The following is a 25,256-nucleotide window of genomic DNA, read 5'->3' on the forward strand; positions in this document are numbered from 1 at the left end:
CATCATCGGGCGCTTTAAAGTGAGGGATCAAACGTGGATTTAAACGAAATCCCGGTAAGGCAAGTCAGCGGCGTGAGCGCTCTTAAAGCAGGAGAGCTTCACGCCTTTGGCGTCTTTACGGTAAATGATTTAATTGAATATTATCCGTTTCGTTACGAGGATTACCGGCTTCGCTCTCTGACGGAAGCCAAGGACGGTGACAAGATCACGGTCCAGGCTAAAATTATGGGCGTTCCCGTGCTGCAGCGGTACGGCAAGAAGTCGAGACTGACCTGTAAAATGGTTGCCGAGGATTGGATGTTTACGGCGACCTGGTTTAACCGCCACTTTTTGCGGGAGGAATTGACGGCGGGGCGTGAAATTATTCTAACGGGAAAATGGGATATGCGGCGTAGCCAATTGACTGTGTCGGACTCGGAGTTTCCCGACAAAGGGACGCTGCGCAGCGGCAGCCTGCAGCCTGTCTACTCCGTGGGCGGCAAGATCACGCAGGCCTGGATTCGCAAGACGATCGGACAGGCATTGACGCAGTACGGGGAGATGATTCCGGAGAATCTGCCTTCGGAATTGCTTCGGCAGTATGATCTGATGCCGCGCCGGCGGGCGATTCAACGCATTCATCAGCCGCAGGACAGCGAGGAAGGGCAGCTAGCCCGCCGCCGGATGGTGTATGAGGAGCTGTTTTTGTTCCAGCTCAAGCTGCAGGCGTACCGGGCGATGAATCATGAACGGATGGACGGCGTACGGCACGAGGTCGAGAATGCGACGGTGCGCGAATTCGTGCGCAGCCTTCCGTTTGAGCTGACGGATGCGCAGAAGAAGGTGGAGCTGGAGATATTGCAGGACATGCGTTCTCCTTATTGCATGAACCGGCTGCTGCAGGGCGACGTCGGCTCCGGCAAGACAGTCATCGCTGCTATCGCCTTGTTCGCCGCGGTTAAATCCGGGCACCAAGGCGCGTTCATGGTGCCGACCGAAATTTTGGCCGAGCAGCATGTCCGATCGCTGACCAAGCTGTTTGAGCCGTTCGGCATTACGGTCGGTTTGCTTACAGGCAGCGTGACCGGACGGCGGCGCAAGGATCTGCTGGCCTCGCTGCAGATGGGGATGACCGATATCATCGTCGGCACCCATGCGTTGATCCAGGAAGATGTCTTTTTCCGCTCGCTTAGCTTAGTCGTTACGGACGAGCAGCATCGCTTCGGGGTGAATCAGCGCAGCGTGTTGCGCCGCAAAGGATTTAATCCCGATGTGCTGACGATGACGGCGACGCCGATTCCGCGGACGCTCGCCATCACGGCCTTCGGGGATATGGATGTTTCAACGCTCTCGGAGCGGCCGAAAGGCAGGAAGCCGATTTCGACCTATTGGGTCAAGCACGGGATGATGGACCGGGTCCTCGGCTTCATTTCCCGCGAAATCTTGCTCGGACGACAAGCGTATCTGATCTGTCCGCTGATCGAAGAGTCGGACAAGCTCGATGTGCAAAATGCAATCGACCTGTATGTGGGAATGCAGCAGGCTTTCCCGGATTTCAAGGTCGGCCTGCTGCACGGACGGATGTCGGCGGCGGAGAAGGACGAGGTAATGCGCTCGTTCTACGATAACGAGGTGCAGCTGCTCGTCTCGACGACGGTCGTCGAGGTCGGCGTCGACGTGCCTAACGCGACGCTGATGATCGTCATGGACGCCGACCGCTTCGGTCTGTCGCAGCTTCACCAGCTGCGAGGCCGGGTCGGGCGGGGGGAGCACGCGTCGTACTGCGTGCTCATCGCGGATCCGAAGTCGGAGGTCGGTCAGGAGCGGATGAAGGTCATGACCGACACGGACGACGGCTTCGAAGTGGCCCGGCGGGACCTGGAGCTGCGCGGTCCCGGGGATTTCTTCGGCACCAAGCAGAGCGGGGTGCCGGAATTCCGAATCGCGGACATGGTCAGCGATTTCAAGGTGCTGGAGACGGCGCGGGACGACGCCGCCCGGCTGGTGGGCGACCCGTCCTTCTGGACGTCGCCGGAATACGCGCCGCTGCGTACCTTCTTGCAGCGGGAGCAGATTTTGCAAGGCGAGCTGATCGATTAATTTTAACTTCATATTATAATAGAAGAAATTTTACTTGGATTTAACATAGAGGAACCGGCGACGTTGCATGTCGCCGGTTCTTTTTGCGGTGTTATTGGACCTCAACAAGGAAATAATAATCGGCCTGACCTTGGTCCAGGAACCATTCGCAGTGAATGCTATACAAGTATTGCCCCTTGGTTTCGGGCACGATATACGAATCCCCGCTGAAATCTTTACTTGTATTGGTTAATGTAAATTCTTTGATTCCCTGCGGGGCTGTCGTATCTATTACGGAGCCTGCCGGAACAATGGCCGCTTTCAATTCAGGGATGGAGGCGTCCACACTTACACAACTTCCCGGTGACGGGCACCAGCTATAACCCCCTCTGGCGACCTCGATGGCAGTCCCGTTAATCGAAATAGCCGGCAAAGGCGGTTGCTCCTCCTTCACCCATTTTGAACGGATGGCCTGATTAAAGGAGGACGGGTCCTCTGAGTCACGGCTTTGGTTGCCGACGATATATCCGAGACCGAATGTACAGGCCAGCACCATTAATGCGATTAGCGAGAGCAGCATTCTTTTTTTCATTCCATACCCTCCTTTTCTATTTCCGACGAAGAAAGGACACTAATTGTTCCAGGCCTCTTTCACGAAAAATCATTCAAACGGGCCCTTGGAAAATAGTTGTGCACTATGGACAGCCTGCCGCTCATATATTAGAGAGAAGGCCTAAGGAACGGGAGGTGTAAGCGCCTTTGAGTTATCAACAATATGGAATCAGTCCGCAGCTGGTGGAGCGGATTAAACTGAAAATGAAAAATCCGGCTACCAAGGAGCGCGTCAAAAAACTGGTGGAGGGATTGACTAAATCCGACCTGCAGGACCGCATGAAGGTCAGACGGCTTGTTAAATCGGCGGCTACCTTGCTGAATGAACGGTTGACCGGGGTTCAGGAAGAGCAGATCGTTCAATTTGTTATTGCCCAAAAAATCGATCCGAAAAGCACGCTTCATTTAATCAAGCTGTGGGGAATGTTTCGTTAATAGTTTATTTCGGTGTGTTAAGGGCAGAGTCGGACAGCCGGAGAAATCCGGCTGATTTTTTTTAACCTCGGGCATAAGCCTGTTTTACGCTGAGTTAATGATCCGGGGATAATGCGGCTTGCATTTACCGGATTACTGTTGTATTTTTAAATTGACATGACAGTAGGTCAAAATAAAAAATCTGGAGGCCAATGAATGACTCCACGGACCAAAGAGCAAAATGAACAAATTCGTATCCGGCGAATGGCCCAAATTTTAAAAGCCGCCGCGGATGTGTACCTAGACAAGGGCATGCTAATGGAGATCCGGGATGTTGCCGCGGAAGCGGGTCTGGGATATGGGACGGTATATCATTACTATAAAAATAAAGCCGATTTGCTGAATGATTTGTTATCTCAGGCGATTGAACGGGCTGGAAAGATTTTGGGTGTTTCGTCCGTGGGGGCAGCGGCCGCAGCGGGAGGGAGCGGCTCGATCGGCCGGATAAGACCGATTGCAGCCATGCCGGCCGGTCCGAAATCTTGCAGGGAGCTTGCAGGGATGCTGCTGGCATCCTGGGCGGACGACCATGCCTTATATTTGGCCTGCCAGCTGGGCGCCGATCATTTCCGGACGCTGCCCCAGGCGGAAGCGGAGCAGCTTTCGGCCGCATACCGTGAGCAGGTGCTGCTACCGCTGGCCAGCCTGATGTCCCCGGCTGATGCGGCTACGAATGGAGCCGACTCCGGGCATTCGCCTCCGGATGATCCCGGCCCGGGACGGCAGGCGGAATGGCTGCTCGCCGCGCTGGCGGGCTGCGCTTTGCCGTCGATCCGCCGCGGAACACTGCATAAAGAGGCGGAACAAATTATAAGGTTTCTATTTTAACCGGTTTACCGGCATTATTTAGATTATAGAGTGGAGCGAAGGCCAAATGATTATATTGAAATCGCCAAGAGAAATTGAAGAGATGAAGGCGGCGAACCAGATTGTGGCGGATTGTCACCGGGAGGTTAAGAAGCTGATCCAACCGGGTATCAGCACCCTGGAAATTAATGATTTTGTCGCGAGACATATCACGAAGCTGGGCGGCAAACAGTTTACCAAAGGCTATAACGGATTTCCTGCCGAAACCTGCACCTCAGTCAATGACGTAGTGGCCCACGGTTTTCCTTCTTCGGAACCGCTGCAGGAAGGCGATCTGCTCAAGCTGGATATCGTGGCGCAATACGGCGGCTGGTTTGGGGATTCGTGCTGGTGCTATACGATCGGTAAACCTGGCCCTGACGTGGAAAAGTTACTTAAAATAACGAAGGAATGCCTGGAGCTCGGCATCTCCAAAGCGGTTCCCGGCAACCGGCTCGGAGACATTACATCGGCGATTCAGACCCACGCGGAATCGAACGGCTATTCCGTCGTCCGCGATTTACTTGCCCATGGCATAGGCAGAACGCTGCACGAGGAACCGAACTACGAACATGTAGGGGTGGCCGGGAAGGGAATTCGCCTTAAGGAAGGCATGGTGTTTACGATCGAGCCGATGATCAACGAAGGCACCTTCCGCATTTCGATCGACGAGGATGGGTGGACCGCCAGAACGGCGGACGGTAAACTATCGGCTCAGTTTGAGCATACGATTGCGTTGACCCAGGACGGGCCGCTCATTTTGACGGCTCAATAGCTGCCTGGCGGGGGTTCGCTTTCCTGCCGTCCTAAGCTTAAGCTTAGACTGGAATCTTTAATCACATAGAACTTTGCACCTTAAAACGGCTGAGACCTTAAATGTCTTCGGCCGTTTTTTCTATGCTGGGAGCCCATTTTTTGCAGCAGGATTACGATATCCAGCAATAACCTGTTGTCAAAGCGAATATTTGTTCGTATTATGAATATAATAAGAACAAATGTTCCGTTTTAGTGCGGAAACTCGGTTTGCGGGTATCACAAGCTTTTATGGAGGGGTCACCTATGTCAAAACAAATCTTTTTAATCGATGGACAGTCCTTTTATGCTTCGGTGGAGAAGGCAGCTCACCCGGAGTATCACAACAAGCCTGTTGCTGTGGGCGACCCTTCAAGGCTAAACGGTATTGTGCTGGCGGCTTGTCCCATCGCCAAATCCCGCGGCGTGACGACCGCTTCGCGAGTCGGTGAAGCGCTGGCGAAATGCCCGGATCTGGTTGTGATTCGGCCCCGAATGCGGACGTATATTCAAATCTCGCTTCTGATTACGGAAATTTTTGAATCGTATACGGATCTTGTGGAGCCGTTCAGCATTGACGAACAATTTCTGGATGTTACCGGCTCGCTTGGTTATTTCGGATCTCCTTATGAGATGGCTAAGATAATCCAGGACCATGTTCTTGTATCGACCGGCGTCTGGACGAGGGTGGGGATCGGCCCTACGAAGGTACTGGCTAAAATGGCGACCGATAATTATGCGAAGAAAATGCCCGAAGGTATATTTGAGCTTTCATTCGAGAAGCTGGAGTCCACCCTTTGGAAGCTGCCCGTAAATCACATGTTCATGGTCGCCTCCGCGATGACCCGTCATTTTACCCGGATGGGCCTGTACTGCATCGGGGATATTGCGCGTTTGGAGCTCGCTGAGTTTAAGCGGCGGATGCGGCGGGAAATGGGCAAGCAGAGCGATATTCAGGCGGAGTATTACTGGCAAACCGCACGCGGAATCGATCCGAGCCCTGTCGTTTCGGGAATACGCCATCAATTGAAATCGGTCAGCCACGGCAAGGCGCTTCGCTGGAATCTGTATTCCAGGCTTAGGGACATTGAAATCGTCCTGCTCGAATTGGTGGTGGAGGTATGCCGCCGCACAAGGCAGCATCATTTCCTGGGCGGCGTGGTTTCCGTTTCGGCCGTGGAGACGGATGGCACGCGTTCCTCTTCCTTTAGCCGGCAGATGACGCTGTCGGAGCCGACGTCCCTGACTCATGAGGTTGCCGCCGCCGTCCATAAGCTGTTTAAGAAGCACTGGGGAGGGCTGCCGGTCAGTAACTTGAGCGTATCATTATCCCAACTGACCGAAGACAGCACTATGCAGCTTACTTTGTTTGATAACCGGCCCCGTGCCTATGCTAAAGAGCGGGCTATCGACAGCATCAAAGACCGCTACGGGAGCAGTGCGATCATCCACGCTTCTTCGCTGACGGAAGCCGGCGTCGCGCGGGAAAGAGCCGGGCAAATTGGGGGGCATTACAAATGAGCAAGCTTGACGGGAATGAGCGGTGGAAGTCCAAGATGCTGCTGACCGAGCACGCTGAGCAGTATGAAGACCAGCATCGGTCTCAGGGAAGCAGCATTATTACCGCGGAAGAACGAAGGCTGCTCCGCGACTACACCCTGTTGCCTCACATGGAGAAGATGGTGCAGAAGAGCATTTCCGATGTGGAGTACTCCAACAACCTTTTCAAGCGTCTGCATCTTATGGTGAATCAGTACATTCTGAATCGGATCATCGGGGATTCCTATAAATTACGACGCGAGCTTAAACAACGGAATATCCGAATTCTTAACGAAGAGCAGGCGGATATGGTGGTCTATTACCATTATTATTGCCGGGGATACCAGGAACGTTTCGGCATGACCCGGGATGTGATGCGGTCCGAGATCAGCCTGCGGCTGACAAAATACTCCTCGGAATTGGTCGCATTGCTGAAAGAACAAGCCAAAGAATCGGGAAAGACGCTCTGAATAGCATCCGTGAACAGCTGAATAGCTGTTCTTTTTTGCATTTAGGGTCCCAATCAAGAATAATTCCGGGTTGCAAACGGGACAGAAAGGCGAAGAAATTCCACCTGAAACTGGGAAATTAGTCACCAATTTGGGCGATAAGGGCATGGTCCGTAATTGGAGTGAAATTCAAGTAAGTAACCAATAGGCCCATTATGGGACCAGGGTATCTTTTTTGTTAAGTTGGATGTAATTTCCATATCAGCGAAAATCCGCGTCGTTAAGCGATTTTCTAACATGACTTTGGTATCAATTCTGTAACCTTTATGGAAAAGGGTGTAAAAATAGATCGAAACTTCGAAATCTTTCGTGCGTCTAATAAGGGCGAAAGGCGCAAGCACCCCGTTCCATGAAAACAATGAATTGGAAACCGCTCATGGAATGTGGGGTTTTTCAGACTAACTTTCATAAAATGAGAAGGGCGCGGCGGGACAAATGGTGTTTTCCTGATTATGGGAAATATGGGCCACAATGCAGACAGGTCCCGGGGAAAGGACCCAGGAACAAAACACTTCCATTAGCCTAGTTACATTATGGGTTCACTTGGTTAATGATAGAAGTAATTTGAAGAGTGGAGGTGCGTGAGGGACCGTAACCGTACTGTTCATCGCCTGCATACAAAAAAATAGCGAGGTGAAAAATTAAAGACCGATGACTACATTAGCGCGAAAAAAGCTAGCCATCTGGATAGGGCTGGGCGCCGTATTGATCGCCGGCGGGATTTTTCTGGCAACCTTGATTTTACCTCCTGCCCACGTCAGTTTCGCCACTTCCGATGGCGCAGAGATGAAATTCCGGACCTCGGGCGACAAATTCATGGAGTACGAGGGCGACGGAACCTGGAATGAGCTTTTTGTAAAAGGCGTAAATCTGGGTGCCACGGTTCCTGGACATTTTCCGGGAGAATTCCCGATAACCGAAGACGATTACTTGCGCTGGTTTAAACAGATCGACGAAATGGGAGCCAATGTCATTCGGATCTACACGGTGCATAATCCTGTATTCTATAAGTCGCTGGTTAAATACAATCGGGACAAAGAAAAGGACCCGCTGTATTTCATTCAGGGAATCTGGTCCCCCGAGGAGCAGTTGATCGAGCTCAAGGACGCATACAACCCGGGGATTAAACAGAAATTCCACAAGGAAATTGAAAAAGCGGTCAAAGCGGTATACGGCGATCTGAAGATCGAAGCGACGCCGGGAGAATCGGGAGGAAAATATACCGCCAATGCGGGCCCTTATCTTATGGGCTGGCATATCGGCACGGAATGGGATCCCGAAATGGTCGATAACACGAACAAAGTGCATGCGGGGACGGAACCGTATCAAGGCAAGCACTTTGCGGCTGTCGCTGAAGCCAGTCCGTTCGAAAGCTGGCTGGCGGAGCTGGTTGACCAGACGGCGGAGTTGGAACGTTCCTACGGTTGGGAGCATCCGATTACGTTTACGAACTGGGTGACGACCGACGTACTGGAACATCCGGGCGAGCCGCTGTTTGAGGAAGACATGGCCAGCGTGGATGCCACCCATATCGAACCGGTAGATTGGGAAGCGGGTTATTTCGCCGCCTACCACGTATACCCGTACTATCCGGATTTCTTCCATCTGGATGAAACGCTGGAAACGATTCCGGACGGGGCCGACGATTACAACACGTACAAAGCCTATTTGAAAAATTTGAAGGCATATTACAAAGATATTCCGATTATGGTTACGGAATACGGAGTTCCTTCTTCGCTCGGCGTATCGCATCTGGGTCGTGGAGGCCGTAATCAGGGCGGACACAGCGAACAGGAGCAGGGCGAAATCGACGTATCCCTTACGAAGGATATTTACGAAGAGGGATATGCGGGCGCGATTCTGTTCATGTGGCAGGACGAATGGTTCAAGAAGACGTGGAATACGATGCGCTTCGAGATTCCGGAAGACCGCCGCTCGTACTGGCTGAATGTGCTGACGAACGAGAAGTTGTTCGGCATTCTCTCCATGGGTGCGGGCAAGGAGGACCTGATTACGATTGACGGTAATCTGGAGGACTGGAACTCGCTCACCGAAGGAGAAGTGCAGGTATGGGACAATCCTTCGCCTGGCATGAAGCAGCTGCGCGTGACGCATGATGAAGCCTACGTATATGTGGGACTGACGCTGGATGAGCCGTTCGATCCGGCCGCGAAAGAAATTTATCTCGGAACGGATATATTGTCCGGCGGGGATCAGCCGAAGACCGAGCTTCCCGGGAAAAGCCTGAGCGACGGCCTTGAAAATATGGTCGTGATCGGCAGCGATGAAGAAACTCAGGTCAAAGTGGCGCCTACGTACGATTTTCACCGCCGTTTGTACGGACAGTATGGCTACTGGATGCTAGACGATCAGACGGAGGAGCAAAAAGTTGATTTTCAACCGTGGAAATTGGCCGTCAGCTTGACGATGACGCCGCCGGATACCCGGTTTGCCCAACCGTTTAAGGATATGACGGTCGGGAAGCTGGTAAGGGGCACATCGGACCGCGAAAGCGAGCAGTTCAACTCGCTGACTTCATGGCAATACAGCGGCAATGAAGTAGAGCTGCGCATTCCATGGATGCTGCTTGGCTTTGCCGATCCGAGCTCGCTGCAGGTCATCAGCTACGGACCGCTGAAAAAGGACCGCACATTTACCACGGAAAAAACATCGGGCATCACTTTTGTGCCTTGGATGGTGGACCGCGCCAGCGGCGAAGCGTCATGGCCCGGTGAAAGCGGAACGCTGGATCTGAGTACCCAGCCGAAATACACCTGGTCCCCTTGGGAGACCGTCAAGTATACCGAGCATCTGAAATCGGGCTACTATGCCTTGAAGGCATACTATGAAAGTCTGCCGGATCACAGATAGCAGTAACGAATTTGTAGGTATGCAAATTGCTTTTGCGCATGTATCAGGAAGGAGGAAGTATTCTTTATGGACTCGCATCTTACCTTGGCAATCTATTTCGTTTACTTTTGCCTAGGATTGATTGGGATAGGCATGCTGTCATTGTTCTGGTTCAGAATCAGATCAAACCGCATGGAGAAGAAGCAAGAGCTTTATCTTCAGAAGCATCAGGACTATTTCAAGTTTATCCAAACACATCTCAACGGGGCTTCCGATTTGCCCCTGCCGCCCGGCAAGCTGACGAAGCTGGAGCGGAGGGTGATCCAGAACAAGCTGATCGAATGGATCGAGCAGTTTAAGGGAGAGATTCGCGACAAGCTGGTGAAGCTGTGTCAAGACGCAGGCTTCGTGAGCGAAGACATCAAATTGCTGGACAGCTTGTTCTATGGCCGCCGGATTTCGGCGGCGTACCGCCTCGGCGGCATGCGGGCGGCGGAAGCCGTCCCGAGAATGCTGATTATGCTGGAGAAGCAGCGCTACAGCCCGCTGACGATTGTGATCGCCCGCGCCATCGCTAAAAGCGCGGAACGGGGAGATCAGCTCAAGGAAATGCTGCATCATCTGCTCCGGCACGGCAAGCCGATTCATAATATGGCTGCCGACATTCTTATGGAGACGGGGCTGGATTCAAGTCGGCTGCTTCTGAAGCTGCTGGAAGACGAGAACCCGGATCTGGTCAAGGTAGCGCTTGTCGCCATGTGGGGGCAGGCCGTTCCCGAGGTCGTCCCGGCGCTCGACCGGCTGGTCGGCACGGGAGAGAAGGATGTGCGGGCCGAAGCGGTTAAGCTCTACTTGAGCTCCAATCCGGTGCTGAAGGACGATACGATTCGCGAGCTCATGGCCGACAGTGATTGGGAAGTCCGGGCCGCGGTAGCCAAGTCGCTCGGCAACACGCACGCAGCCGGCAGCATTCCGCTGCTGCGTACCGCCCTGCAGGATTCCAACTGGCGGGTACGGAGCAATAGCGCCGAGAGTCTAGCGAAGCTAGGCGAGACGGGGTTTGAAGTACTGTGCCAGATCGCCAAGAACGGGTCGGGGATCGAGCGGGAAGCCGCTCTGCACCAAGTGGAGAAAGCTATGCTTGAGGAAGGCGAACATCAGAAGCTCGACCAGATGGTAGCCTACAACAAAAAAAAGCTGCTGTATGAACGGTATTTCGGGGTTTCCGAATCCAAACCGGTTCGACAGGTTGCAGCAGTCGGAGGGGATTACACTGCTTAGGGATATCTTGCTCATTTACGGGCTGTTCGCGACGTACTATGTGATGACCGTAAATGTGGTTTATTTTTCAATCATGGCATTCTCTTTCCGAAACATTATGACGATTTTCCGCCGGGCGGCTTACTCAAAATTCAATACCCTGTCCGGTTCGGAGCTCGTCCCGTCGATTTCGCTTCTGGTTCCGGCCTATAACGAAGAAGTGACGGTTATTGAGAATGTAAAATGTTTGCTGACGCTGAACTATCCGACATATGAGGTGATCGTGATCAACGACGGCTCAAGCGACGATACGCTCGGCGTACTCCGGAGGGAGTTCGGACTGGAGCCGCTGCCGAATCCGGAAATGAGAAACTCGATCGACTGCCAGACGATTAATTCGGTTTATTATAATCCTCAGTATCCGCATCTGTATGTAATAGATAAACCGAACGGCGGTAAAGCGGATTCGCTGAACGCCGGAATCAATTTGTCGCATTATCCGTTGATTTCTTCCATCGATGCGGACTCCTTGCTTGAGAAGGACGCGTTGATCCGGATGGCCCGCATGTATATGGAGAATCCGGAAGAAACCGTCGCGATCGGCGGCGACGTCCGTATCGCCAACGGCTGTGTCATCGAGAACGGGGCGGTTAAGGAAATATCGCTGCCTCGCAAAATGTGGCCGATGTTCCAGGCCGTCGAGTACCTGAAGGCGTTCCTCGGCGGACGGATCGGCTGGAGTCACATCAACGGGCTCATTATCGTATCCGGCGCTTTCGGACTGTTCCGTAAAGACTACGTTATCGCGGTCGGCGGTTACCGGGGCGGATATCCCGGCGAGGATATGAACATCATTATCAAGCTCCACCGCTACATGCTGGAGAACAAGCTGAAATACCGGATCGCCTTCTGTCCGGAAGCGGTATGCTGGACCCAAGCTCCGGATACGTACCGGATCCTGTCCAATCAGCGCAAACGCTGGGGACGGGGAAATCTGAAGAACATGATCGAGAACTATGACATGGCCTTCAATCCGAAGTATAAAGTGATGGGCTTGTTGACGATGCCTTACAACATTATTTTTGAGGCGCTCAACCCTTACTTTAAAATAACAGGGCTATTGGCTCTGATCGGATATACGATGCTCGATATGACGCATTGGCGGGTACTCGCGGTGTTTTGGCTGGTCAATTTCCTCAGCGGTTATTTGCTCAGCATCGGGGCACTGCTGCTGGAAGAGCTTGCATTCAAGAGGTTTAAAAAACTATCCGACCTGGTGCGCATGATGTTCTACTCTGCGATCAAGTTCTTCGGATATGCCCAGCTTGGCGGGCTATGGCGGATTCAAGGCCATATTCAATATTTGCGCAACAACAACTCCTGGGGGACGATGACCCGACAAAGCTGGCAAGAGAAGAGCGACACGGCGAAATCGGCTTAACCCACGTTCCGGTTACCGACTGGAAGGGAGTTGATAGCAAGGGAACGCAGCCAAATCCATGGCTAATCAATACAAATTTTAGGAAGGCGGGATGAATGATGCCAAATACGACATTGCAAAGTCGGCAAGAGCAAACCAGCATATATCTGGAAATTGAGCAAAGCGTGAAAGAAACCGCACAGGAAGTGAGCGGGATCCTGTTCATTTCTTGCGCGGGCGGTCCATCTTATATGGAAACGCAGGTGCGTGGCATCCTGGAATCCCAACCTGGTTTGACTTATAAAATTTGGAACGGTGAGGAGCCGGGAAGCCTGTTTATCTTGCTGCCGGGCCAAACGTTGGATGCCGTGCATTTTCAAGGGCTGCTGCTGAAACAGCGCCTGCAGGAAATCATCGCGGATTTTGATCCGCGGATGACGCTTGCGAGCTTCCCCGAGCAGGGAGAGCTTACGCAGCAGGTGCTGATCCAAATGGAGGATTCCGTCAAGGATCATGCTTCCGGAGAAATCCATATTTTCACGAGAGAAGAAGTGCGTGCTTCACGGAGCCGAATTCTGATCGTCGAGGGAGATGCCACAGTCCGCGAATTTTTGGAAATTCGCCTGCAAATGCAGGGTTACGAGACCGCCGTGGCGGATAACGGACTCTCCGCTTTGGATTTAATGGAGTCGTGGAAGCCAGACCTGGTGCTGACCGAACTGAATTTGTACGGGATTGACGGCCTTCCTTATATTCATCATATTCAGCAGCTGGATGTCGCCCAGGTTCCTAAAATCGTCGTTCTGACGGAGCAACGGGTGGAGCAGACGATCAGCATGTGCTTCCAAAACGGGGTTGACGATTATATTACGAAGCCTTTCTCGCCGGTTGAGCTGGATGCCCGGATTCGTCGCTGCATTCATTAAACGATCTAACAAAATCAAGCCGTTCAAACAGTGATTCTGAACAAGCAAAGGACCTATACAGATAAAACGGAGGTTGGAGCAGTGAATAAACAATATCGGACTTTACTAGAAGCCATCGAATCGAAAAACGCGGTACTGGGAGTGGTAGGCCTTGGGTATGTCGGCCTTCCCCTGGCCGTAGAAATGGTGAAGAAGGGTTTCAAGGTCGTCGGCATCGATCTGGATGCCTCCAAAATTGACAAGATTTATCGCGGAGAATCCTATATTCATGATATCTCCCCTGAAACTCTGGTCGAGGTGATGGGCACCGGCCGCTTCAAACCGACTGCGGATTATGCTTCCCTGCGGGAGATCGATGCCATCAGCATCTGTGTTCCGACCCCGCTCAGCGAGAATCAGGATCCGGATACTTCCTACATTGTGACGGTTGTAGATCAAATTAAGCGGTATATGAAAAAAGGGGTGTTGATCACCCTGGAAAGCACGACATACCCGGGGACGACGGAGGAGTTGATCCAGCGGGAGCTCGAGGCCCTCGGCCATGTTGTCGGGGAAGACTTCTTCCTCTGCTTCTCTCCTGAACGGGTAGACCCTTCAAATACAAAGTTCAATACATTCAATACGCCAAAAGTAATCGGGGGAACGACCGAAGCCTGCCTGGCACTCGGCAATGCGCTGTACAGCAAATATGTCGAAACGGTCGTGCCGGTCAGCTCGCCAAAAGTGGCGGAAATGTCCAAATTGCTGGAGAATACGTTCCGCAGTGTCAATATCGCCTTTATCAATGAAATGGCGATGATGTGCGACCGGATGGGCATCGATATTTGGGAGGTCATCGACGCGGCGAAGACGAAACCGTTCGGATTCATGCCGTTTTATCCGGGGCCGGGAATCGGCGGCCATTGCATTCCGCTGGATCCGATGTATCTGTCCTGGAAAGCGAAAGGCTTCCGCTTCTACAGCCAATTCATCGAGCTGGCGCAATCGACGAACGACAATATGCCTTATTATGTAGTGAACAAAACGTCCAAAATTTTGAATGAGTATGCGAAGTCCATTAAGAAATCGAACATTCTTATTTTGGGCATGGCCTATAAACCGGATATCGCTGACCTTCGCGAATCGCCGGCACTGGAAGTGTATGAGCTTTACAAAGATAGCGGTGCGGCGGTGGAATACTATGATCCTCACGCGTCAAGCTTCCGCGATAAGAACGGCGTAACCGTTTATAGCGTGCAGTACGATCTGGAGAAATTCAAGTCGTATGACTGCATCGTACTCGTGACCAATCATAGTAGCCTTGATTACGGGGCAATCGCTCATCTAGGCGTGCCGATCGTCGATACGCGCAATGCGTTCCGCGACTTCCGCTTGCCGCATATTTACAAGATCGGTCACTCGGTGCAGCATGTGCTGCAGCAGGACGAGGCGCTGATCGTAGGTTAAAACAAGCGGCTAAATTAAAGGGAGGCGGACAATGAAGATCCGGAATCTTGAGGCTGGGCGCAAGAAACAGCTCTTCATCCTGGGCGGGGGAATCGTATTGTTCTTTCTGCTTCTCGTTATCCGACCTTCCGCTTCCGAAGCCAAGGCAACCTGGCTTTGGAACACGAAGCTGATTCAGCAGCATAGTGAAGATATCATCGCTTTTGCCAAAAAGCAGAAAGTGAAGATCATTTTTTTGCAAATTGGCGGAAATGTTAAGGAGGAGAGCTACCGGAACTTTATCCGGGAGGCTTCCTCCGCCGGGTTGGAGGTGCACGCCTTGGACGGGAAGCCGGAATGGGCGCTGCGCGAACAACGCCGGGAGGCGGATGCTTTTCTCGAATGGGTAAAAGAGTATAATGCGGCGTCTCAGCAGGAAGAAAGGTTTACCGGGGTTCAGTTCGATGTGGAGCCCTACCTGCTGGATGATTGGCAGAAGCGTCAAACGGCCATCGTCAAAGAGTGGGTGGAGAATGCCCGGAGCTGGACCCAAAGCGCCAAAGAAATGGACTTGGAAATCGGCGCGGCCGTTCCTTTCTGGCTGAACGACATTGATTATCCCGGGGCGGAGAAGAAAAAGCCGCTGAATCGATGGATGGTCGAAGAATTTGATTATGTCGCCATTATGGCCTACCGGGATGAAGCGGATAGAATTTATACGGCTGCCAAGGCTACCCTGGAGGAAGGGGACCGGCAAAAAAAACCGGTATGGGTCGGCGTGGAGCTCGGTAAGAGCAAGGAAGGGCCTGGAGTGTCTTTTCATGGGAAATCCTTTACCTTTCTAACCGGGGAAATCAATAAGCTGGTAAGGATGGTTAAAGGACATTCCTCCTTTGCCGGCATTGCGATCCATAGCTATGAACCCTGGCGTGATAAGCTTGCCAAATGGGAGCAATCGCTAAAAAAGTGAAAATAGATACTAAAAACCCCCGGGTAGATAACCCGGGGGTTTTGGCGTTGTCACATAAGAATTTATAGAATCGAGAAATTTTTGCTATAATGATAGATAACAGTGTAGTGTACATGGGGAATGGAGCGATAGAATGATATTGCACAAGGGAGAAGTTTTGTTCCGTCAGGGAGACGAAGGCGTGTTCCTGTATCACATCAAGAGCGGCTTGTTTAAAGTGACCCGGCTGCATGAGAACGGAAATATGGTATTATTTAATATTTTGTATCCCGGCGAAATGGTTCCTCACCATTCCTTAATCTCGCCAAAAGAAACGCACGGGACAGCGATCGCATTGGTGCGCAGCGAAGTGGAGACAATTCCCGCACAGGAATGGTACCGGGAATTGCAGGAAGACCCGAAGAAGCCGCTTGAGGTAGCGAGACTGCTGCAAGAGAAGGTGCGTTTCATGCAGGAACGGCTGGATCATTTAACGGTAGGCACTCCGGGAGAACGATTGGAACTGTTGTCCAAATGGTTGGGCCAGCATGCGCACGGCGTGCCTTTAACAGAATACCTGACCCAGGAAGAAATCGGCCAGCTGATCGGCGTCCGGCGGGAGACCGTTAATCGCCTGCTACGGCATCATTCATGAGCAGAACCCCCAAGGAATCCCCGCATTTCATTTGCGGTTTCCTTGGGGGTTCTCTAGTTAGTCCTTGTTATTACAGGCTGTCGGCAGGGCCGAAAAATTCAAAATGAATACGTTCTTGCGGTACTCCCCATTCTTTGAGCGCCTGGTTGACGGCCCGCATAAACGGTACGGGACCGCAGAAATAGAAGTCCGCTTTCGGATCGGCGACCGTTTTGAGCCATGGGAGATCGATGAAGCCGGTCTTGTCGCAGCTTTCGCCGGCAGCCGGAGATTCGTACACATGGTAAGAGCGGAGTCTGTCGGCATGCTCACGCGTAAGCTGGTCGATATGTTCCTTCATGGCATGGTGGCTTCCGCAGCGTGCAGCATGGATATAGACAACATCGCGGTTGGAGTCGCCTTCGACAAGCGTTTCGAGCATGCTGACCATCGGAGTAAGCCCGACGCCGCCGCTCAGCAGTACGACCGGAATTTGCTTCGATTGATCCAGCGTGAAATCGCCGGCCGGGGCGCTGATCTCCACGGTATCGCCTTCTTGAATCTGTTCATGCAGATAAGTGGATACGACGCCTGCCGGATTGTCACCAATGGCGTCCTCCTGTTTCACGGAGATCCGGTAATAAGGATGGCCAGCGGATGTAGACAAACTGTAATGGCGAAGATGAGTGAATTCCTGACCTTCCGGTTTGACTCGGACAGTAATGTATTGGCCTGGCAGGTAAGATGCAATTTCGCCGCCGTCTTCCGGTTTCAGGTAAAAGGACGTAATTACGTCGCTTTCCTTGACCTTGCGCTCAACTACGAAACGGCGGAAACCGCGCCAGCCGCCTTTTTGCTGCTCGGCTTCCTGATACATTTCAGCCTCTACGCTGATAAATACGTCCGCAATGACGCCGTAGGCCTGAGCCCAGGCATCGATAATCTCGTCCGTTGCGGCATCTCCAAGCACGGTTTTAATTGCAGCCAGCAGGTTTTCGCCGACAATCGGATAATGCTCCGGCAAAATGCCAAGCGCGCGGTGTTTTTGTGCGATGTTTTTTACAACAGGAAGGATTTCCTCCAACCGGTCGATATGAGCTGCGGCAGCGTATACCGCATTGGCCAGTGCGGCGGGCTGTTTGCCTTGACGTTGGTTAGCGTGGTTAAAAACATTCAGCAGTTCGGGGTGATTTTTAAACATCATTTGATAGAATTGTTTGGTAATGGTTTGTCCATGCACTTCAAGCACGGGAACGGTGGACTTAATCACTTCAATCGTTTTTGCATCCAGCACGTGTAACCCTTCTTTCTTCAAAAATTATCGAGTACGTAACCAGTATAGAGTTGGGAAGTCCCCCGCAATAGTGACCTTAATCACACGGAAATTTTCCGAAATGTGAACTCTGTTCATTATGCAATGAAGAAAATCACACAAACGTCGATAATTTATTATTTGCAGACATAAGCTGTTTAGTCATCATTGCTTCTGTGGTATAATATGAATAGACAAAAACAGAAAGGATCAGGATACCATGTGTCCCCGAAGGACGAATCCCCAAAGGACGATTTGGAAACGTTGTGATCTCTCTTACACTTAGCTTTTTTCGTGGAGCGTCGGTTTATGGCCAACAACCCTACGAAAGAAGCGTGCTACAATGCGAAGGATGAAGCCCTCCAGGACCTTCTTTTGCGTAGGGAATGGCCGTAAGGTCAACCAAACTACGATAAGAGGGATTCCGAATGAGGAAGAAGACAGGATGGCAAGTTGACGGCAGACAATTATTGACGATGTTGTTCGGTTCATTTTTATTGGCTTTTACGTACTACCACATCAATTTTCAGAACGGATTGTCGGAAGGCGGGTTCGTGGGGCTAGCGCTCCTGGGCAAATATTTGTTCGATTTACCGCCGGCGCTTTCGATGATCGCATTGGATGTTCCGATTTTTATTTTGGCCATATTCTTGAAAGGCCGGAAGTTTATTGTGAATACGCTGATTGCTTCGATGGCGTTCTCGGCATTTTATGAATTGTGTGAACGGTTCTCGCCTTTGACGGTGAACTTAAGCGCAAATTTGCCGCTGGCGGCGCTATTGTCAGGCCTCCTGACAGGACTGGGCGCAGGCCTCGTCATCCGGACGGGCGGAGCAACGGGCGGAGATGATACTTTATCGATGATGATAAGTCAATGGTCCGGGATTAAGATCGGAACCGTGTTTATCATGATGGATGCGGTAGTGCTGATGGTCTCATTGCTATACTTACCGTTTAAAGAAACGATGTTTACCATTATGGCAGTGTTGATTGCCGGAAAAATGATTACCTGGACCGTCCATTACGGACGGAGAGAAATTGCACCACGTCAAATCCCTTACGGGATGAAGAAGAAAACAGCTTGAGCCGGAGGCTCAAGCTGTTTTTTTGTATGTTACCGATCGTCTTGAGGATGGTTCTTATCCCATTCCTCCGCCTTGGCCGTACCGATGGCGATCGCCCGGCCTTCCTCATAGCCCTCTTCGAGCAGGGCATTGGCAATTTCGACCGCTTTGTTCCTCACCCGGGGGTCCAGGTTCTTCATGGACGGCGGGTAATCATTTTTTTTCCAGGGCATGACGAACTCCTCCTTACCGGTGATTATATCTTGTCATTACCCCGATACGAAGCAAAGAAACTATTGTCTATGTCTAGGACCGCCATGAACCTTGCTGTCTGCGGATCAGCACAATCTGGCCGGCATGATAGGCGTCATGCAGCAGCCAGCGGGACAATTCCTCGCCGAGCTTTACCTCGCCGGATTTCTCCGAGTAAGGAGCCTGCAAATCGCTGTCCTTCAGTCCGGAGATGGCTTGGCGAAGCTCGTATGCGGTTCGTTCCGTTTCGGCCAAAGTCGCAATCCAGCCCTCGGCGCCCGCAGGATGCTCCAGATTGGAGAACGTCTCTTCGTTAGTCTGAACTCCCGGAACGGAGGGGATATTTTTAAGCCGGTTGAGAATCCGCTTGTTATAGTAATTGATATGGTTCACCGTTTCACGGATTGAATTGCCTCCGCCGGGAGGAGTCCATTCGGCTTGCTCGGCGGTAACGCTTTGAAGGGCTACGGAAAGGGGAACAATCCATTCTTCGCGATCCCAGGTATTGTCTTTTTGAATGGACAACAAATCTACGGAATTGATGCTCATTGTTTCATCTCCTTTGGTAGATTGTAACTGGTTAAAACTGCTTTTAGAGGTTACAATGAGATTGTAGCACATCAAACATCGGAATGTAACCACTTATTTATTGTATAGATAGTTACATGCGTTTTGGAGGTAGGGGACGTGGAGACGCTGTGGAGCGATTTTCTGAATAGCGAGTGGCATGACTGGAAGGGGAGCGGATACTCCGAAGATCGGCTGGGTCAGGAAAAATGGCAAACCTACTATTTAAATCAATGGCAATTAAAAGCGCAGGTGCCTGCGGATGATGAAACGGTCGGTGTTATGCGGCAGTTTCGGAGTCGCTTGCATGACATGTCGGTGCGTTGCGCCGCCGGCGCCACACTAGCCGCAGAGGATGTGGATGAGCTTAACCGCATGCTGGATTTAGGTCCAGTGAAGCGGAAAGCGAAGTTGGAAGGCGGAGAACTTGGGATTGGCCTGACTCCGGTTCGGGAGGACTGGCATCAAGTGATGGCGGAAGTGGCCGCCAGTTTTTTACGGAGTCTTATCGACGGGGAAGGAAACCGGATTCGGATTTGTGATAATCCCGATTGCAGATGGGTTTTCTATGATGATACCCGTAACCGGACCAAAAAATATTGCGATGATAAAATGTGCGGTAATCTGATGAAGGTACGCCGTTTCCGGGCCAAAAAGAAGCAAGAACAAAACAAAGCCGGGCGCAAGATTCCGAGCAGGACAAGTGAGTCCGCTGAATCCCACAAATAAAATAAAAATGCGCCCTTGCCTCAGATCATGACGGCAGGAGCGCATTTTATATTTAGCGATAGATTTTAATGATGGAATCTTATTGGAACAAATGTTTATACTCCCCGTAGCCTTCCTTCTCCAGATCCTCCTTCGGTACGAAGCGAAGAGCAGCAGAGTTAATGCAGTAGCGGAGACCGGTTGGCTGAGGTCCGTCATCGAACACGTGGCCCAAATGAGAATTGCCTTCCCGGCTGCGGACCTCCGTGCGGATCATGAAATGGCTGGTATCGGTCTTCTCCTTGATGCTGTAATCGCGCAAGGGGCGAGTGAAGCTCGGCCAGCCGCAGCCTGCATCGAATTTATCGCGCGAGCTGAAGAGCGGCTCTCCCGATACGATATCCACATAGATTCCTTCACCGGTATGGTCCCAGTATTCGCCGGTAAACGGGCGCTCGGTGGCGCTGTTCTGCGTGACTTCATATTGGATCGGTGTCAGCTTGGTTTTGAGTTCCTCCGGATTAGCCGGGCCGGACCAGTGCCGCTCAATAAAGTCCTCGCGTCCGGAGCCTTTGCGATAACGTTTATAATGGAGCGGGTTCTTTTTATGATATCCCTGGTGATATTCCTCAGCCGCATAGAAAGGGGCCGCGGGAAGAATCTGCGTAACGATCGGTTTGTCGAACCGGCCGCTCTCCGCAAGCTCTTTCTTGGACTGTTCCGCTTCTAACCGCTGCTGTTCATTATGATAAAAAATAGCTGTCCGGTAGGACGAGCCCCGGTCATGAAATTGTCCTCCCTCATCGGTCGGATCGATTTGCTGCCAAAACATTTCCAGCAGTTTCCTGTACGGAAATACGGCTGGGTCGAACGTAATTTGCACAGCCTCATAATGACCGGTCTCATCGGTACAGACTTGCTCGTAAGTCGGATTTTCGATATGTCCTCCGGTATACCCCGAGATAATCCCATGGATCCCCGGGAGTTCTTCAAAAGGCGACACCATGCACCAGAAACAGCCTCCGGCAAAGGTAGCGAGTTCCAGGCCAGCAGCCTGTGATGAATTCATGACGATCCCTCCGTTTCGTTGGGAGATGAAATGTCTCCCGTTACTTCGGCTTCCATTATATCGCTTTTTGCCAGAAAGCCAAAACTTGCGATATGATTTCCTCTTCTTCTTTTTCTATAAACCCACAATACCAGCAGAAGAAACAGCATGTACACGCATGCCGAACCTAATGCGATCCAGGGCCTGCTGAATAGCGACGCTCCCAAGAAAGCGTACAAGAAAACGCTGGGCAGCTTCCCGAACACGGAGGCCGAGAGGTAGGTGAAAAAGGGGATACCGTAAGCCCCCGCATAAATATTGACCGGGGTCTGGGGAAGCACGGGAATCAGTCTGCAAATGACGATCGCTTCAAACGGCCGACGATCGATGGCCTTGCTTATCGCCTTCAGCGGCTTGATCCGGGCAGTCCAGGCTTGGGCCGCGTCCCGGAACCCGTAGGCCGATCCCCAATAAAGCAGAGCGCCTGCCAGGGTGGAACCGATTAAAGTCACGAGGCCGCCGCCTAAGGCGCCCATCATATAGCCTGCCGCAGCAATAACCAGGCGGTAGGGCATGATGGGGAACACGGCCAGCACGGTGGAAAGCACGATCAGGATCCACAAAGGAGGGTTCCCGGTAACCCAAGCGATCAGCGCATCTTTATATGTGTAAGCTAATACAAAAGCTGCGGCATACACCGCCAGAGTTGTCCACTTTTTCATGGTGCCTCCTTTTTCTCTCCTAATATCATATCAAATCTGAAAAGAGAAATGAGCGGAATTGATGAGACAGTGGCTGGTTTCTCTGAAATAACTATGAAAAATCTAGCGTTATCGCTCTGTTCATGCTATACTAACTTCAATAAAACATGCATGGTTCCCAAAGGGGAGTAGCTAGATACAATAAAGTCGTCATTACGGGTTCATCGCCCCGGCTTTATTGGCAACCTTTCGTTGTTAGCGAGACCTTTGCCCGGCGAGTATTGGGTAAAGGTCTTTTTTGATGCGATAATGCGTCGTGCCCAATATGAGCGCGGCGTATTTTTTTATGCCGAAAACCAGAGTATACAGAATGTAGAGAACAGAAAGGGGAGAGAACATGGATTTTATGAGCCCGGAATTTTGGATGGCTTTGCTATCCATCATTCTGATCGACCTCGTTCTTGCCGGAGACAATGCTATCGTGATCGGGCTTGCGGCAAGAAACGTACAAAAGGCGGATCAGAAAAAAGTAATTATATGGGGGACCGTCGGGGCTATCATTGTACGTGTTATCATGACGTTGCTTGTACTGGAATTGCTTAACATTCCGGGACTTCGTCTCGTCGGGGGACTGGCGCTGCTATGGATCGCCTACAAGCTGCTTATTGACGAGAAAAATCATGAGATCAATGCAGGCAACCAAATGTGGGCGGCTATCCGTACTATCATTATTGCGGATACGATGATGGGGCTGGATAACGTATTGGCCGTGGCAGGTGCCGCACATGGAGACTTCCTGCTCGTCGTGATCGGACTGGCCGTTTCCGTCCCGATTATGGTTTGGGGTAGCACTATGATCCTGAAGCTTACGGAACGCTTCCCGGTAGTTATTACGATCGGGGCTGCGGTGCTAGCCTGGACGGCTGCAAAAATGCTGGTCGAGGAACCGCTCATTCACGACTGGTTTGCAAACGGATTGGTCAAATATAGTTTTGAAGTCATCGCTATTATCGGAGTCGTAGCTCTTGGCACCATGGTCAAGAAAAAGAAGGAACGCCGACGCCAGATTGAGCAAACCTTGAAGCACGGGAATCAGCCGACCTAACCGGCAGACCCTAAATCATAGAAAAACGCCACCCAACCTCCAAGCTGGAGGGTACGGTGGCGTTTTTTTAATGGACAGAAGTGCACGAACAAATAGCTTAATTAGCTGCGCCTGAACCCCTGGCGGCAAGCCGAAATTGCTTCGGGGACATCCCGTATCTTTTACGGAACACTTTGTGAAAATAATTGTAGCTTGGAAATCCCGAGCTCTCGGCAACATGCTCCAACGTCAGTGGACTGAATATAATCCGCTCGCGGGCCATGTTTAATCGGACTTCCAGCGTGTATTGAATAATACTCGTATCAAACGCTTCTTTGAACAGATGAACCGCGCGAGACACGCTGATCCCGACATGGGCGGCGGCGTCCTCCAGCTTAAAGGGGGAGGCGGCGTTTTCCTCGATATAACTTTTGATCTGATGGGCAAGATAGGTTGGGAAGGTCGGCAGCGGCTGCTGCAGCAAGTTCCGGTCGATATCCATGCACAAGATCTTCAAATAGTATTCCGCAATTTCCGGAGATGGATTGGAGATCCGCTGCTGCTCCAGCATAATTTGCCGGAAAGCTCCCAGTATCCCCTCGGAAAGCGGGAGTCTGATTTTTTTGGGCCGGGTATGCTTCTTCCACCAGTTATCCACCCAATCTCCCGACAAAAAGATATGATAATCCCCGCTGTTGACTACGGTTTCACCAAGCGGGCTGTTCTCGGCTTCGATCCGCAGTTCGTAAGGCTCTCCGGGTTCAACGAGCAGCAAGTCCCCGGGCTCGACCAATTCCAGACGTCCGTCGATCCGGGTCCGGCAACGGCCTGCAGTCTGGAAACGAATCAGGTGGCTATCTAATCCGTCAGGCTGGATGCTATGGAACGGCTTTCTGTGCACCGAATAACCGGCTAGCAATATTTGCAGGTTTAGATGATCCATAAGGGGCATTCTCCTGTGCTTCTCAAAAAATAATGACCAGATTGTTCATGTTTCAATCATATTATTCATTTTACAAAGATGCAAATTGAAATACCATGTAGAAGAGTCGACTGACATCCGTATCGCTTCGGGAGGAGTGATGAGAATGACAAAAATGAAATTAGGAATTATTGGCTGCGGCAATATCAGCCCTGCCTATTTAACTTATCTTTCGCAGAGTGACGTGATCCAAGTTCACGCCCTGGCGGATTTATTGCCGGAGAAAGCGAAGGAGCGGGCAGAAGAATACGGGATTGCAAACGTATGCACTGTGGAAGAACTTTTGGAGCGGCAGGATATGGATCTTATTTTGAACCTGACGATTCCGTCTTCTCACGCATCGGTAAACCTGAGTGCGCTGAACAGTGGCAAGCATGTATATGTGGAAAAGCCATTGTCTGTTTCGCTGGCGGATGCGAGAGCGACCCTAGATTTGGCGGCGTCAAAACATCTGCGTGTCGGCTGTGCCCCGGATACGTTTCTGGGAGCGGGCATTGAGACGAGCCGCCGGGCTATCCAAGACGGATGGATCGGCAAGCCGGTAGCTGCAACCGCTTTTATGATGGGAGCAGGCCCGGAGGATTGGCATCCTAACCCCGACTTCTTTTATGCGGAAGGCGGAGGGCCGATGTTTGATATGGGTCCGTATTACTTGACGGCCCTTGTGCAGCTGCTTGGACCGATCAGCCGGATCAGCGGCAGTGCGGGAAGCCCGCTTCCGGAGCGGGTGATCCAATCGGGTCCGCGGGCCGGACAAAGCATTCCGGTACGGACGGCAACGCACTACAGCGGAACACTCGATTTTGTCGGGGGAGCCATCGGCACGATGGTGATGAGCTTTGACATTCCGGGCGGAAGCACGCTACCTTGGATCGAAATTTACGGTACCAAAGGAACGTTATCTCTTCCGGATCCGAACTATTTTAACGGTGAAGTCAAAGTCCGCCGTCATGGATCGCAAGAGTGGGAAGTATTGGCGCCCGTATTGAAATCCGGACCGAATGAACGGGGCAGAGGGCTTGAAGATATGGCGAGGGCCATCTTCGAAGGCGGAGAGCACCAGGCGAGCGGCATAGTAGCCTATCATGTGCTGGAAGCGATGCATGCCTTTGAGCAGTCCTCCAGAGAGGGCCGACATGTTGAACTGGGCAGTGCGGGCCGGCTGCAGGTTGATAAGGATGGTCGTTTGGTAGAGGCCAGAGCTATTGAAATGAAATAGTCAAAAAATAAATACGGGGTGACTT

At 51.7% G+C, this 25,256-nt stretch carries 24 protein-coding genes; 17 read left to right on the forward strand and 7 right to left on the reverse strand.

Going from position 1 to position 25,256, the window contains the following annotated elements:
* Positions 1-33: 33 nt before the first annotated feature.
* Positions 34-2,079: an ATP-dependent DNA helicase RecG gene (recG, locus tag KJS57_RS04760; protein ID WP_211019663.1), complete on the forward strand. Its 2,046-nt coding sequence runs from the start codon at positions 34-36 to the stop codon at positions 2,077-2,079.
* Between the two features lie 91 nt (positions 2,080-2,170).
* On the opposite strand, the gene KJS57_RS04765 is transcribed toward recG, so the two are convergent.
* Positions 2,171-2,650 carry a hypothetical protein gene (locus KJS57_RS04765; RefSeq protein WP_213653954.1) on the reverse strand — a complete coding sequence of 160 codons (480 nt, stop codon included), beginning with the start codon at positions 2,648-2,650 and terminating at the stop codon, positions 2,171-2,173.
* Between the two features lie 167 nt (positions 2,651-2,817).
* Here KJS57_RS04765 and KJS57_RS04770 point away from each other — a divergent pair, with 167 nt between their 5' ends.
* From KJS57_RS04770 to KJS57_RS04825, 12 genes are all read left to right on the forward strand, one after another.
* A complete protein-coding gene (locus KJS57_RS04770; protein ID WP_211019661.1) occupies positions 2,818-3,105 on the forward strand; it encodes a stage VI sporulation protein F in 288 nt (95 codons plus the stop codon).
* Between the two features lie 195 nt (positions 3,106-3,300).
* Positions 3,301-3,972 carry a helix-turn-helix domain-containing protein gene (locus tag KJS57_RS04775; RefSeq protein WP_213653955.1) on the forward strand — a complete coding sequence of 224 codons (672 nt, stop codon included), beginning with the start codon at positions 3,301-3,303 and terminating at the stop codon, positions 3,970-3,972.
* A 46-nt stretch (positions 3,973-4,018) separates the two neighbouring features.
* Positions 4,019-4,765 carry a type I methionyl aminopeptidase gene (gene map / locus KJS57_RS04780; RefSeq protein WP_211019659.1) on the forward strand — a complete coding sequence of 249 codons (747 nt, stop codon included), beginning with the start codon at positions 4,019-4,021 and terminating at the stop codon, positions 4,763-4,765.
* A 284-nt stretch (positions 4,766-5,049) separates the two neighbouring features.
* On the forward strand, positions 5,050-6,303 hold the full coding sequence (locus KJS57_RS04785; protein WP_211019658.1) for a DNA polymerase IV: 1,254 nt from the start codon (positions 5,050-5,052) through the stop codon (positions 6,301-6,303).
* The gene (locus tag KJS57_RS04790) at positions 6,300-6,791 is read left to right on the forward strand and encodes a YhjD family protein (protein WP_211019657.1); all 492 of its coding nucleotides are present in this window, start codon (positions 6,300-6,302) and stop codon (positions 6,789-6,791) included. The genes KJS57_RS04785 and KJS57_RS04790 overlap by 4 nt, the downstream gene beginning before the upstream one ends.
* Positions 6,792-7,481: 690 nt before the next feature.
* Positions 7,482-9,701, forward strand: coding sequence for a glycoside hydrolase family 5 protein (locus KJS57_RS04795; RefSeq protein WP_213653956.1), 2,220 nt, complete (start codon positions 7,482-7,484; stop codon positions 9,699-9,701).
* Between the two features lie 66 nt (positions 9,702-9,767).
* Positions 9,768-10,961 carry a HEAT repeat domain-containing protein gene (locus KJS57_RS04800; RefSeq protein ID WP_213653957.1) on the forward strand — a complete coding sequence of 398 codons (1,194 nt, stop codon included), beginning with the start codon at positions 9,768-9,770 and terminating at the stop codon, positions 10,959-10,961.
* Between the two features lie 43 nt (positions 10,962-11,004).
* On the forward strand, positions 11,005-12,381 hold the full coding sequence (locus tag KJS57_RS04805) for a glycosyltransferase family 2 protein (protein ID WP_213654065.1): 1,377 nt from the start codon (positions 11,005-11,007) through the stop codon (positions 12,379-12,381).
* Positions 12,382-12,476: 95 nt separating this feature from the next.
* A complete protein-coding gene (locus tag KJS57_RS04810) occupies positions 12,477-13,286 on the forward strand; it encodes a response regulator transcription factor (protein WP_244861398.1) in 810 nt (269 codons plus the stop codon).
* A gap of 81 nt (positions 13,287-13,367) precedes the next feature.
* Positions 13,368-14,732 carry a nucleotide sugar dehydrogenase gene (locus KJS57_RS04815; RefSeq protein ID WP_213653958.1) on the forward strand — a complete coding sequence of 455 codons (1,365 nt, stop codon included), beginning with the start codon at positions 13,368-13,370 and terminating at the stop codon, positions 14,730-14,732.
* Between the two features lie 31 nt (positions 14,733-14,763).
* On the forward strand, positions 14,764-15,681 hold the full coding sequence (locus KJS57_RS04820; protein ID WP_211019652.1) for an SGNH/GDSL hydrolase family protein: 918 nt from the start codon (positions 14,764-14,766) through the stop codon (positions 15,679-15,681).
* A gap of 133 nt (positions 15,682-15,814) precedes the next feature.
* The gene (locus KJS57_RS04825) at positions 15,815-16,315 is read left to right on the forward strand and encodes a Crp/Fnr family transcriptional regulator (protein WP_213653959.1); all 501 of its coding nucleotides are present in this window, start codon (positions 15,815-15,817) and stop codon (positions 16,313-16,315) included.
* 70 nt (positions 16,316-16,385) lie between these two features.
* Here KJS57_RS04825 and hmpA read toward each other — a convergent pair whose 3' ends face one another.
* Entirely contained in the window at positions 16,386-17,588 is a 1,203-nt protein-coding gene (hmpA, locus tag KJS57_RS04830; protein WP_213653960.1) for an NO-inducible flavohemoprotein, read from the reverse strand.
* A 446-nt stretch (positions 17,589-18,034) separates the two neighbouring features.
* On the opposite strand from hmpA, the gene KJS57_RS04835 reads away from it, so the two are divergent.
* Positions 18,035-18,691, forward strand: coding sequence for a YitT family protein (locus KJS57_RS04835; RefSeq protein WP_213653961.1), 657 nt, complete (start codon positions 18,035-18,037; stop codon positions 18,689-18,691).
* Between the two features lie 29 nt (positions 18,692-18,720).
* On the opposite strand, the gene KJS57_RS04840 is transcribed toward KJS57_RS04835, so the two are convergent.
* Entirely contained in the window at positions 18,721-18,903 is a 183-nt protein-coding gene (locus KJS57_RS04840; protein ID WP_211019648.1) for a DUF2188 domain-containing protein, read from the reverse strand.
* Positions 18,904-18,976: 73 nt separating this feature from the next.
* The gene (locus KJS57_RS04845; RefSeq protein ID WP_213653962.1) at positions 18,977-19,471 is read right to left on the reverse strand and encodes a DinB family protein; all 495 of its coding nucleotides are present in this window, start codon (positions 19,469-19,471) and stop codon (positions 18,977-18,979) included.
* Positions 19,472-19,609: 138 nt separating this feature from the next.
* On the opposite strand from KJS57_RS04845, the gene KJS57_RS04850 reads away from it, so the two are divergent.
* Complete coding sequence (locus KJS57_RS04850; RefSeq protein ID WP_213653963.1) at positions 19,610-20,218, forward strand: CGNR zinc finger domain-containing protein; 609 nt, start codon at positions 19,610-19,612, stop codon at positions 20,216-20,218.
* Positions 20,219-20,297: 79 nt separating this feature from the next.
* Here KJS57_RS04850 and msrB read toward each other — a convergent pair whose 3' ends face one another.
* Together msrB and KJS57_RS04860 are read right to left on the reverse strand one after the other, a co-directional pair.
* On the reverse strand, positions 20,298-21,266 hold the full coding sequence (msrB, locus tag KJS57_RS04855) for a peptide-methionine (R)-S-oxide reductase MsrB (RefSeq protein ID WP_213653964.1): 969 nt from the start codon (positions 21,264-21,266) through the stop codon (positions 20,298-20,300).
* Complete coding sequence (locus tag KJS57_RS04860) at positions 21,263-21,967, reverse strand: TVP38/TMEM64 family protein (RefSeq protein WP_213653965.1); 705 nt, start codon at positions 21,965-21,967, stop codon at positions 21,263-21,265. Before KJS57_RS04860 ends, msrB begins: the two co-directional genes overlap by 4 nt.
* 376 nt (positions 21,968-22,343) lie before the next feature.
* Between KJS57_RS04860 and KJS57_RS04865 the strand changes: the two genes are divergently transcribed.
* Complete coding sequence (locus KJS57_RS04865; protein WP_213653966.1) at positions 22,344-23,051, forward strand: TerC family protein; 708 nt, start codon at positions 22,344-22,346, stop codon at positions 23,049-23,051.
* A 97-nt stretch (positions 23,052-23,148) separates the two neighbouring features.
* On the opposite strand, the gene KJS57_RS04870 is transcribed toward KJS57_RS04865, so the two are convergent.
* The gene (locus KJS57_RS04870; RefSeq protein WP_373316772.1) at positions 23,149-23,973 is read right to left on the reverse strand and encodes an AraC family transcriptional regulator; all 825 of its coding nucleotides are present in this window, start codon (positions 23,971-23,973) and stop codon (positions 23,149-23,151) included.
* Between the two features lie 145 nt (positions 23,974-24,118).
* Here KJS57_RS04870 and KJS57_RS04875 point away from each other — a divergent pair, with 145 nt between their 5' ends.
* A complete protein-coding gene (locus KJS57_RS04875; protein ID WP_213653967.1) occupies positions 24,119-25,231 on the forward strand; it encodes a Gfo/Idh/MocA family protein in 1,113 nt (370 codons plus the stop codon).
* Positions 25,232-25,256 lie beyond the last annotated feature (25 nt).

This window comes from Paenibacillus vini (genome assembly GCF_018403325.1).
GTDB classification, from domain to species: Bacteria; Bacillota; Bacilli; order Paenibacillales; family Paenibacillaceae; genus Fontibacillus; species Fontibacillus vini.